Here is a 10,495-nt window from a genome sequence, read left to right on the forward strand (position 1 = left end):
ACAACTATTTTACCACCCAGGGAACTCTTTAAATGTTTCTAAAATAGGAAACCCATTAAAAGCACAATGTGTTGTATCAAATGTTAAAAATATATTGTTGTCATTTATAAACTTGAATAGTTCATCAAATTTTCCTAAAAAAGTTCCCTGGTTAATATAAGGTAAATTTTCTGTTGTTACAATAATATCTTTCGATTCACAGTAATCAGTCATATTTTGTTTATGTAGTTCATCTAACCCCTTGATTTTATCATCAAAATATTCTCCATATACCATGTGTGATACAATAATTTTTGAACCAAAGGTTTTTGAAATCTCAATACTTTTGTTAATCCAATAATGTTCGCTTTCTTTTCTTGCAAAGGCGATAAACTCTAATGGAGTATGTATGCTTAATATATTTAGATTTCTTTTTGAGACTTCTTTTTCAAGTTCAGAAATATCAACATCCATGAATGCTTGATTAAGGCATAACTCAATGTTTTTACATGATGTACTTCCAATAATGTCTAAAATCTCCTTATAACCTTTCTTATAATACAAACCTGTTGAAACTGAAATATCCATATAGTGATTCTCCCTTATTCCATCCTATTTTTAATGATTAAGTCATAATATTTTCTATTCCGTATTAATATTTATTCTACAAATGTTTGTCTTTTCCTGCTTTTGTCAATAATCCTACTGAGGTGAGAATGTGGATATAAAAAAAGAACTAAGCAAATATTCAAAGGATGAAATTATTGAAGCAATTCAAAAGACTATAATGCCAGGATATACTCTAGACAATATATTAGCTCATGCAAGAGCAATAAAGATAGATCATTTACAAAAGAAAAGTGATAAAGCATTTAAAGAAATGATAGATATAAAAGGTTTTACTGATATGTCAACTAAAAAGGCATTAGATCAGCTAAAAAGAAAAGATATATTATTTAAACAATATAGAAAATATGAAAGTGAAATAGAAAAACTTTTAGGTATAAGGAGCAACCATGGTAGCTAAGAAGATAGTAAAAAATATCTTATGGAAATTTGATTCAGAATTAGATATTGCATATTTTTGTCCATGCTGTAAAAAGTTCTTATGTGATAATGAAAAAAAGTGTGAATGTGGACAAGAAATTAATTGGGATAGCTCGTATGAATATAAAGATAAGGTTAGATGGAGTTAATAGAGGGGGACTTGATGTGAAGATAGATAAAGAGCAGTACAATAAATTAAAACATAAAGCAGAGGGAGAACTTAGAAATTATCCATATTATCTAATATCACTTGAATTACCAAGACTTGGTGAAGCAACAAAGTGGGATAAGATAAAAGTCAAAGGAAATAATCCAGGTAGTTCAACTGAAAAAATCCTTATTGAAAATGAACATATGAGAACAGTGGTTAATGCTATAGAATATGTGTATGATCGTCTTGATGATACTAGTAAAAAGATTATTGATTTATTTTACTATAGAGATGATTGGGAGATTAAAGATATTCAAGAAGAGCTTAGAATAGATAAAAATAGATTTTATAAATTGAAAAGGAAGGCTTTATATAAGTTCATGATAGTTCTAGGATATTTATAATACACCATGGCCATCAGATGATGGTCTTTTTATTTAGTTAAGAAAAAATAGGGATAAAATTGAGTACAAAATGAGGAAAAAACAGGGTAAAAATCTATGAAAAAATGATTACAAAATAGGGATAAATAAGAGGACAAATTAAAGAACAAATGTTAAATTATATGTAAGATGCAGAAGTTGGCAAAATATAGAACACTTAATTATAAGGGTAAGAAAATTACTCATGATTAAGTGTTCTTTTTATTTTAAAGAGAGGTGAGGGTGTGAGAATTAAAGATATTATCAAGGAGACTCAACCAGTAACTTTTAGTAAGATTAAAAAGAAAAATAAGGTACACTCAAAACTAGGTCTTACTGAAAGAGATATACATGAGCTTATGTCTCATAGTTCATATAAGCGAGGTTATGGTGGAGCAATTAGGCAGGTGAGATAAGTGTGAATACAGTAGAGCTTTTATTTGATGATACTATATGGTATATTAATTTTAATAAAAAAGACTAATAAAAGCTAAGCTAGCTAAGTAAAATCTAAAATAGAAAAATTAAGCTAGGAAGATATATTAAATCCTGGCTATATTTTGTATTCAATTTTAATATTCTTAAATTTTTAAATTATTTTTGCTATCTATATATTTGTTTGTATATAGTATCAAGATTATCTCTATCTTTAGCTACAGCCCAAGCTTTATTAGCAACATTTGCACTAAAGCCTAATGCAATAACAGCAGCGGCGACTGCGGTTATTGGATTAGCAGCAGCTACTGATAAGACGGCCATAATAGCTCCAGAAGGTACAGATGCTACAAGAAACACATGGTCGTAATACATAGCATTAACACCAGATTCCCAATTGTTTAAAAGAGTTGTTAATCCTCCGTATGATAGCCATCCTGTATAAGAGCCTCTTCTTTGTAATTGCATTATTTTTGCACCTGTATTTGAATTTTTTTGAATAGTGTATGCATAGCAAAATGAGGTTAAAGGAGAGTTTACATATCTTGAATCTGTAGTTTTCCATGGGTCAGGTTGATCTGCTCCTCTGGTAGAAACTCTAGTATTTGATACTAGTTGCTCTTTAACTAAGCTATTTAAATCAAGGGTGATTATCTTAGTGGTATTATAATCAATAGTAGTCAATATATTATTTATTTTATCATAAGTACTTTTAACTTTGTTATTATTATAATTAGTTTCTACAATTCTAAATTCATTACTATCTTCTAAGATAGTATAGCTTGTACCATCTTCTAATATGATCGAATTTAGAGGAGTATCATCTGCAAAAGAAGTTCCAGAATAACCAAAGCAAGATAATAATAATGTTAAAATCAGCATCCATGCTATGTTCCTAATATTTTTTTTACAATTCATTAAATTCATCTCCCTTAAAATAATTGAATATATAGTAACTAATTCGACTTAAATAGTTGTTATCCTTTTTTATTTTCTATTTTATTGAAAAAATGTTATAATTAATTTATATTAGGATTTAAAGGAGGGTGAGTATATGAAAATTATAAGATGTAATATAATGTTATTAATAAGTCTTATATGGATTTTAATAGCGATAATTTATCTTATTCTTGTTAAGACATTTCCATTATTATCAATAATAACAATATTATTATGCTTACTTGCATCATATGATAGTTATAGGCGATATAAATGTTATATAATATTGTCAGATTATTATATTTCAGTCAATGGAGGAATTTTGAATGGATTTAATACATTTGAATTGAAATCAATAGAAAAAATAAATATTAAAAAAAATAGAATTTATATATTTGAAAATGGATATAAAAAAAGAACTATATATTTAAGTGTACTAGACGAAAATAATAGAAATATTATATTGAATTATTTAGATTGTAAAAAACTCTTAGATATTGATAATAGAAGTTAATGAATTTTTTTATTATATTATTAGAAAATTTTATCTATATTAGTATAATACCATAAAATAAAGCGCTTAGAGAAAAATTTCTAAGCGCTTTATTTTATAAAAATGATTATATGAAAGCCAAATCATTAATCACTATGATTTCATCCTAATGAAAGTTAGATTTTCAAATTATTTTTTTATTACAGTTGTTTACTGGTCTTCAATTATCGGGAACAGTAATTGAATTGTAAACCCTGCCCCATACTCAGATTCAACTTCAATTTCAATCTGTAATTCATCACATAATTTCTTTACAAGATATAGTCCTATACCAGTAGACTGGCTACCATTAGGATTATCACCTGTAAACCCTTTATCAAAAATAAAAGGAAGATCAGAATTAAGGACCCCAATACCATTATCAGAAATCCTTAAATAATATCGATTCTTCACACCATCAAGACCAGTTTTTAACCAAATAAAGCTGTGAACTTTTTCATTAGAGTATTTAATGGCATTAAGGAATATTTGGGTAAAAATAAATTGAAGTGCCTTTTTATCTGATACAATTGGGACATCTTCCATGTGAGAAATAACTTTAACTTCTTTTTCATCCAGTAATGCCTGAAGTTCCAACCTTACATCTTCACAGCAGGGATTTAGAGAGGTTCTTTCTAATCGATAGTCTACATGGGATGCTTGTAACCTTGCATAAAATAGTATCTGTTCAACATCATCACTGATATTAACTCTTGCATGTTCAAGTCTTTGATATACCAATTCTGACATTTCCTCTTTACGATTTTCCAAAACCAAGGTTGCCAATGAAATAGGTGTCTTTATCTCATGAACCCAACTTTCGATAAATTCTTCATAATCCATAGATTGCAGCTTGGTTTCGGCTAATTGATCATTTAAAATACGTAACTTATTAGCTAGATAGTTCACCTTTTCTTTATGTAATTCACCAATGGATTTTATCAAATAATTTTCATACTCCGGCGATGGCTCTCGAAGAAAATCATAGAAGGCTTTATCTTTCTTTGTCTTCATTCTAAAGACCAACAGAATGCCAATAAAAATCATAGTTATAGAGAAAATAATCATGATTCCTACAAGAATACCAAAGGTTTCTGGATAAGCTATCCAAGCTAAAAAAATAAAAAAGCCATTACTTATACTAAGAAGTAGTATAAGCAGACGTGATTCCTTTAGAATACTCAAAAAATCTCTTAGCTTCACTCACAGCCACCTCCTATTAATTTATAACCAACCCCTCTAACAGTCTGTATTTCATTAGACAATCCAACCTCATCAAGGGTTTTTCGCAGTCTAGTCATATTCACTTGTAGTATATTTTCATCCACATAATGGCTACTTCCCCATAATAGATTAAAAAGCTCTTCCTTTTTTACTACTGAAGGGAAAGCTTTAACCAAGGCCTTCATAATAATTCCCTCATTTTCTGATAATGAAATAGAATTCTTACCAACATACAATACATTGGCCTTCTCATCTAACTGAAAATCACCAGCTTTTAGTAGAACATGCATACTAGCATAGAGATGAAGGAGCTTTTCAATTCTAGCAATTAGACGTTTAGGGTGGCAAGGCTTTGTTAAATAGTCATCTGCACCTAACTCTAATGCATGAAGTTCATCTCGGAGTTGGTTACGTGAAGTTAACACTAAAATTGGGCCAATTCCTCTAGCCTTTAGTGCACGACAAATATCAAATCCTGAAAGCTTTGGTAAATTTAAATCTAATAAAACCAATGAAGGTGAAGCTGAAATAATATCTTCCAAGGGAGTATGAAAAGAGGAGATACACTCTATAGCATATCCCTCTTTTTCTAATATACTTTGTAATTCTGCACGTAGAAAGACGTCGTCCTCAACAATGACTATCTTTTCCACCTTTTCACCCCCTATCCAATCTCTTGCAATTTCTTGATTTCTTCGTCACTCTTTCGCTGAATCATCCATATATAACAAAGTTCAAATGCTATAAATACAATAAGAGCAATCATTACCACTAATATTATAGCACCACTTTTTAAAGTTGATGACTTTGGAATAACTAAGAAGGCTTCCAACATGGCCTTAATACCAAAAATAGAGCTAATAAATGCTACTGAGATAACTAAACCGAAATACCACCAAATTTGTAGCCTTGCTGAAAAGCATAGCGATTCAATACTTGCTCCTAGCATAGATACTGTGGAATATCTATGTCTTGTACTTCTTTGCTGCATAAGAAACTTCAATCCTAATACAGTGTTTGCAATGATAAGGAACATGATACCTAAGTAAAATGTGGTATAACTTCCTGCCACTATATAAAACAAGTGCCTCCCCATGCTAGAAAGATAACTTTCATAGTTTAGACCTGATATGCTCAGTAGCTTATCTACTTCATACATGGCTTGCATTAAACCTTTTTCCTCAACAAAATCAGAATCTAGAACCATATTATAAAAGTATGAGTCTTGGTCTTTAGAGATTTCAACTAAAGCATTATACATATCATCTGGTACAATCAATGCATATGAAAGAGTAATAGCTCTATCTGCAACAATATTACTTGTATATAGTGTTGATTCCAATTTATATTGTTTTTCATCTATAATAACCCTTGGATTAGACTTCAGCACCCTCCTTAATATTTGATGAGAGTGTGAAAATTCTTCACTAGAATACATTGCAACTTCATCATCTCCTAGTATAATAGGTTCTTTACCCGTAGATTTAAGTAAAGTATTATAACTAGAGAGAGAAATTAAATATGGTCTATCCTGATAAGATAAATTCCTCAATAAATTTTCTTTTTCCACTGAATCTTTTTCTTTATATATAGATTTTTCAAGTCCTTCCCAAGAAAAAGTATGTGTGGCTACATCTTCAGAGGTTTCTGCATGGGAAGATTTCAAAAAACCAAGTTTCATAGTATAATAATCCTTTACGTAAGGCTCCAGTTTTTCAGAGGTCAGTGCAGAAACAATTTCTTTTTCTGAACCATTGAAAGTAAAATCTACAGTTCTTGCAGATGTTGCACTTCGATCTAACGTTGTGGAAATACCAAAAGCAAAACAAACCATAGCCATAAGAATTAACAGTGATGATATAGCAAGGGAACTCCATTGATGTAAAACATTCTCCTGAAGTTGTCTTCCTGTAAATATAAATAATCCAGTAGAAGAATTACTTTTTCCTTTTATCCATATTCCAATCAAACTTCCAAGTCCACGAAACAGCATAAAGGTTCCACTGATTCCTATAACCATTATTAATGCAAATATCACAAAATCAAGGCTACTCAAATAAAAAATAGCTAGTATATAAGCTATGCATAACAAAACTGCTCCAAGTAGCAAACTAATAAAGCCCCATACCGGTGAAAGACTTCTTTGATCTTTTTCTTTCTGTTCATTAAGCAAATCCACAGGTTCCTTCTTGCTCATTTTTAAGCTTAAAATAAACATAGCTACTAATTGGACTGTAATGAAACCTAATACCGTTAATCCTAGCCCAACCCAAGATATACGAAAGTGATGACCAATAATCCCCATTCCTATAAATCTAGAGGTTGCAAGACTAATTAACTCTGTTAAAAATAAAGAAACTGGGATTCCAATGAGCAAAGCCACGAAACCATTCCACAATGTTTCCCCCATTATCATTGCGAATAACTTACTTCGCCTCATCCCCATCATTAAGTAAATACCAAATTCGTGACTGCGACGTTGTAATTGGTACCTATTTGCAAAATAAGCAAGAAAAAATACAAAGAACAAGGATACAGCATAAAGTACTGGTATCATTAACAAAAGCTTTGTAACCGCATGGCTCTCTACGGTCTTTAGATACATCATAACGTCTTGCTCTCCAAGTGAAAGTATTACATAAAAAGCAACAATAGAAATGACTAGTGAGGCAAAATAAACTCCATTTTCTTTTCGAGTCTTATGACTATTTTCCTTGATAAAATTAAAGAACATTGGTGCTGCCTCCTCCCAACTGTGCCATAACAGTTAAGATTCGTTCATAAAAAGAATTTTGAGTCTCCCCAGGTACTTCTTTTCGAAGTTCATGAAAAATAACACCATCTTGGATAAATAATATTCTTGAACAAAAGCTTGCTGCATTTGCATCATGAGTTACCATCAAAATTGTAGATTTCTCCTCTTGATTAGTGGAAGAAAGCTTCTCCATCAGAATTTTTGCATTCTTTGTATCTAAAGCGCCAGTTGGCTCATCCGCTAATACAATGCTTGGGTTAGAAATCAATGCTCTTGCTGCTGCAACTCTCTGCTTCTGCCCTCCTGACATTTGAGAAGGAAATTTATTTAACACTTCTTCAATATCAAATTGCTTAGCTAATTTTTGAAGTCTAGTCTCTTGATTTTTAGGATTTTCCCCATGAATAGACAAGGGCAAAACAATATTTTCTCTAGAAGTTAAATTATCTAATAGCTCAAATTCTTGGAATAAATATCCCATATTGTTCCCTCTATATTTTGCTAACTGGGCTCCTCTGAATGAAGAAATATTCTCTCCCTTAAGCAAGATTTGACCAGCGGTTGGCTTAAGCATTGTTGCAATACAATTAAGCAATGTGGTCTTACCTGACCCACTTGCACCCATGATTCCAAGAAACTCTCCTGGAAGAACATCAAAGGTAATTCCCTTTAATGCGGCAGTTTCACTTTGCCCCTCACCATATACCTTATGCACTTCCTGAACTTGAAGCAACTTATCTGAAATTCTCATATCATATCCTCCTCCTTTACTACCACTATAAATACCATACAATAAAAAATTATCAATTAACACTTACAGTTGTTGTAAGGTTTATAACGGGAGGCCTATCTCCTTTTTATAATTATATTTTACTTCCGTAAGCTTTTAGTGTCCACAATTATATGCTAACACTGCCTTTTAAGACTTTATGTTATCAAGATTTCTTAAAAATATTTTTTCACAGCCTCAGTTTTACTTAAATTTGTACTTTTCCCTGCCCACTATTAAGGGATGATACCTCCCAAGGACACACTTTTTAAGTAGTTTATGTTTGTACTTTCATTATTTTTTAAGTCACTATAGATTAGTAATTTTCATTAATAAACCTCTGTTATTAAAATAATACATACAAAGAAAGCACCAAGATTTTATTATCTTAGTGCCTTTAAAATAGTTTTTGTATTAGGATCAAATTTTTCAATATGATATTATAACATTAACAATTGACTTTTTACCTTTTATTTATAACGAGAAATCTTTAATGTATTTATAAAAGTAGCTCCTTCAAACAATATTTTTACAAGCATTATCACAGTGAAAATCCATAGTATTTCAACTTTTATAGTTAATGCTACTACATAAAAAGAAATAATTAAAATCATAGCTACTTGTAATATGGCTAATATTGAATATAGAATTTTATATATTATCTTATCCTCATTCTTAAATCTTTCATAGCAATTGTTTATTAAATCAATTAAAGAAAGAAGTGCTAAAAAATACATAGCTATTGGAACTACTCCATTTACAAATACATTAGACCCATGCTGTAAATCATTTGTTTCTTTAGTTATATACTCACCATCATATATAGCCATTGTAAAAATGGTTTCTTCATTAGTTATAAAATACTCTTCATCTATGTAAGGACTACTCAATGTCTGTGCCATGAATATACCAATAATAACAATAATATTAATACTTAATACCAAAACAGCATGTTTAATTCTATACCACATCAAATTATCTCCTTAAAATTTTTAGTAACAGTATTATATATGATTTTATTTGTAATGTTAGTACTTTATTACATTATCCCTTTGCACTATACTACTTGAAGATATGGTTAAAAATAAAAACAAGATATTCTGCGACTTTCCAATGGCAGGATACCTTGTTTTCTTGTTATGATATATTTTCTTAAACTTTGATTTGCTTGCTTTTGGGTATGTTCATTAGATAATCAAAAATTATTTTTTCTTAACAGGAATCCAAATTTCGCTGTAATAATTTTCATCCTGATTACCCTTTGGATAATCAGCTATATTTGTATACATTTCAATGTTATAACCAGCTGCAATTTCATAATCCTTACAGTTAGGTAGCCATTCTGAGAAGATTTTTTGGTTTACATCTTGCAATGATTTTGGCATTGCACCCTTGCAAGCAAAAACAGCCCAAGTGTGTTTAGGAATAATCTTTGTAATAAAACCCTCTGGAGTTACTGTGGATGGAATATAATTATCTGCAATCAAATATTCAAATTCATCTGAACCCATACTCTCATCAATGCATACACCGTACATTCCGCACACAACTTTACCCTTTCCTGTTTGATAATGCTCTGTCCAAAACTGTGGAATTTCTCTAGTTGCACTATCATATTTAAATACCTTTGATACTCCCATAACTGTAAATGAATCTTTTTCAACAATTTTGTAATCCATAATATAACCGCCTTCCAATGAAAATTTGATTTTTAAGGTCCCAAAAGATTTAATCATTGCTCCGTCTTTTCGAACTGCAGTAGGTGTGACACCATGGAAACGAGTGAAGGCTTTTGTGAAACTATCTGGTGAGTTATAGCCATATTTCACTGCAATATCAATAATTTTTTCATCAGTAGATACAAGCTCACTGCCGGCAAGAGTAAGCCTACGTTGTCTAATATACTCTCCAACCGTGAAACCACAAAGCATTGCAAATCCTTTTTGGAAATAAAAAGGTGACACCAAAGCCTGTGTTGCAATTTCCTCTATTGTAAGTTCCTCGGTGATATTTTCCTCGATGTAACTAATAGCTTCACCAATACATTCAATCCATCCCATATTCATCACTCCTGTCTACACTTATATCATATTGCTTTTCACGCAGTTATTCCCGACTTTTTTTGTTATGTTTTGTCTGGAAGATTAATTTTTAAAGCTTGGCCCACGCCGTCACGGACTAGACTAACATTGGCATAGCTGTGAATACTACAACTTGTACCTCTTAAGCCCCTGAATGATAT

General features: G+C 30.8%; 13 protein-coding genes. 5 read left to right on the forward strand and 8 right to left on the reverse strand.

Annotated features, from left to right (window positions below):
* Window positions 1-9: 9 nt before the first annotated feature.
* Window positions 10-567, reverse strand: coding sequence for a TIM barrel protein (locus B3J31_RS10640; protein ID WP_346868196.1), 558 nt, complete (start codon window positions 565-567; stop codon window positions 10-12).
* Window positions 568-697: 130 nt separating this feature from the next.
* On the opposite strand from B3J31_RS10640, the gene B3J31_RS10645 reads away from it, so the two are divergent.
* The 4 genes from B3J31_RS10645 (at window position 698) to B3J31_RS10660 (ending at window position 2,015) form a co-directional block, all read left to right on the forward strand.
* Entirely contained in the window at window positions 698-1,006 is a 309-nt protein-coding gene (locus B3J31_RS10645) for a hypothetical protein (protein WP_346868195.1), read from the forward strand.
* Window positions 996-1,175, forward strand: a complete 180-nt coding sequence (locus B3J31_RS10650) for a hypothetical protein (protein ID WP_346868194.1) — start codon at window positions 996-998, stop codon at window positions 1,173-1,175. Before B3J31_RS10645 ends, B3J31_RS10650 begins: the two co-directional genes overlap by 11 nt.
* Before the next feature lie 16 nt (window positions 1,176-1,191).
* Window positions 1,192-1,581, forward strand: a complete 390-nt coding sequence (locus B3J31_RS10655) for a nitroreductase (protein WP_346873970.1) — start codon at window positions 1,192-1,194, stop codon at window positions 1,579-1,581.
* 263 nt (window positions 1,582-1,844) lie between these two features.
* Window positions 1,845-2,015 carry a hypothetical protein gene (locus B3J31_RS10660; RefSeq protein WP_346868192.1) on the forward strand — a complete coding sequence of 57 codons (171 nt, stop codon included), beginning with the start codon at window positions 1,845-1,847 and terminating at the stop codon, window positions 2,013-2,015.
* Window positions 2,016-2,202: 187 nt separating this feature from the next.
* Here B3J31_RS10660 and B3J31_RS10665 read toward each other — a convergent pair whose 3' ends face one another.
* Window positions 2,203-2,952 carry a geobacillin-26 family protein gene (locus tag B3J31_RS10665; protein WP_346868191.1) on the reverse strand — a complete coding sequence of 250 codons (750 nt, stop codon included), beginning with the start codon at window positions 2,950-2,952 and terminating at the stop codon, window positions 2,203-2,205.
* A gap of 136 nt (window positions 2,953-3,088) precedes the next feature.
* On the opposite strand from B3J31_RS10665, the gene B3J31_RS10670 reads away from it, so the two are divergent.
* Entirely contained in the window at window positions 3,089-3,487 is a 399-nt protein-coding gene (locus B3J31_RS10670; protein WP_346868190.1) for a hypothetical protein, read from the forward strand.
* 189 nt (window positions 3,488-3,676) lie between these two features.
* Here the strand turns inward: B3J31_RS10670 and B3J31_RS10675 are convergent, their stop codons facing one another.
* The 6 genes from B3J31_RS10675 to B3J31_RS10700 all read right to left on the reverse strand — a co-directional run bounded on the left by B3J31_RS10675 (window position 3,677) and on the right by B3J31_RS10700 (window position 10,313).
* Entirely contained in the window at window positions 3,677-4,519 is an 843-nt protein-coding gene (locus B3J31_RS10675; protein WP_346868189.1) for a sensor histidine kinase, read from the reverse strand.
* A gap of 185 nt (window positions 4,520-4,704) precedes the next feature.
* Window positions 4,705-5,382: a response regulator transcription factor gene (locus B3J31_RS10680; RefSeq protein ID WP_346868188.1), complete on the reverse strand. Its 678-nt coding sequence runs from the start codon at window positions 5,380-5,382 to the stop codon at window positions 4,705-4,707.
* An 11-nt stretch (window positions 5,383-5,393) separates the two neighbouring features.
* Window positions 5,394-7,463, reverse strand: coding sequence for an ABC transporter permease (locus B3J31_RS10685; protein ID WP_346868187.1), 2,070 nt, complete (start codon window positions 7,461-7,463; stop codon window positions 5,394-5,396).
* On the reverse strand, window positions 7,453-8,235 hold the full coding sequence (locus tag B3J31_RS10690) for an ABC transporter ATP-binding protein (RefSeq protein ID WP_346868197.1): 783 nt from the start codon (window positions 8,233-8,235) through the stop codon (window positions 7,453-7,455). Before B3J31_RS10690 ends, B3J31_RS10685 begins: the two co-directional genes overlap by 11 nt.
* Window positions 8,236-8,723: 488 nt before the next feature.
* On the reverse strand, window positions 8,724-9,224 hold the full coding sequence (locus tag B3J31_RS10695; protein WP_346868186.1) for a hypothetical protein: 501 nt from the start codon (window positions 9,222-9,224) through the stop codon (window positions 8,724-8,726).
* Window positions 9,225-9,455: 231 nt separating this feature from the next.
* Window positions 9,456-10,313 carry an AraC family transcriptional regulator gene (locus B3J31_RS10700; protein ID WP_346868185.1) on the reverse strand — a complete coding sequence of 286 codons (858 nt, stop codon included), beginning with the start codon at window positions 10,311-10,313 and terminating at the stop codon, window positions 9,456-9,458.
* Window positions 10,314-10,495: the final 182 nt, after the last annotated feature.

Source organism: Clostridium sp. UBA5988 (genome assembly GCF_002435615.1).
In the GTDB taxonomy this organism is placed as follows: domain Bacteria; phylum Bacillota; class Clostridia; order Clostridiales; family Clostridiaceae; genus Clostridium_J; species Clostridium_J sulfidigenes.

What these genes read in the sequence shown, in the direction of transcription:
- B3J31_RS10675 (WP_346868189.1), bottom strand. Translation starts at nt 4,519, where the DNA reads ATGAAGACAAAGAAAGATAAAGCCTTCTATGATTTTCTTCGAGAGCCA.
- B3J31_RS10665 (WP_346868191.1), bottom strand. Translation starts at nt 2,952, where the DNA reads ATGAATTGTAAAAAAAATATTAGGAACATAGCATGGATGCTGATTTTA.
- B3J31_RS10685 (WP_346868187.1), bottom strand. Translation starts at nt 7,463, where the DNA reads ATGTTCTTTAATTTTATCAAGGAAAATAGTCATAAGACTCGAAAAGAA.
- B3J31_RS10700 (WP_346868185.1), bottom strand. Translation starts at nt 10,313, where the DNA reads ATGGGATGGATTGAATGTATTGGTGAAGCTATTAGTTACATCGAGGAA.
- B3J31_RS10670 (WP_346868190.1), top strand. Translation starts at nt 3,089, where the DNA reads ATGAAAATTATAAGATGTAATATAATGTTATTAATAAGTCTTATATGG.
- B3J31_RS10695 (WP_346868186.1), bottom strand. Translation starts at nt 9,224, where the DNA reads ATGTGGTATAGAATTAAACATGCTGTTTTGGTATTAAGTATTAATATT.
- B3J31_RS10690 (WP_346868197.1), bottom strand. Translation starts at nt 8,235, where the DNA reads ATGAGAATTTCAGATAAGTTGCTTCAAGTTCAGGAAGTGCATAAGGTA.
- B3J31_RS10640 (WP_346868196.1), bottom strand. Translation starts at nt 567, where the DNA reads ATGGATATTTCAGTTTCAACAGGTTTGTATTATAAGAAAGGTTATAAG.
- B3J31_RS10650 (WP_346868194.1), top strand. Translation starts at nt 996, where the DNA reads ATGGTAGCTAAGAAGATAGTAAAAAATATCTTATGGAAATTTGATTCA.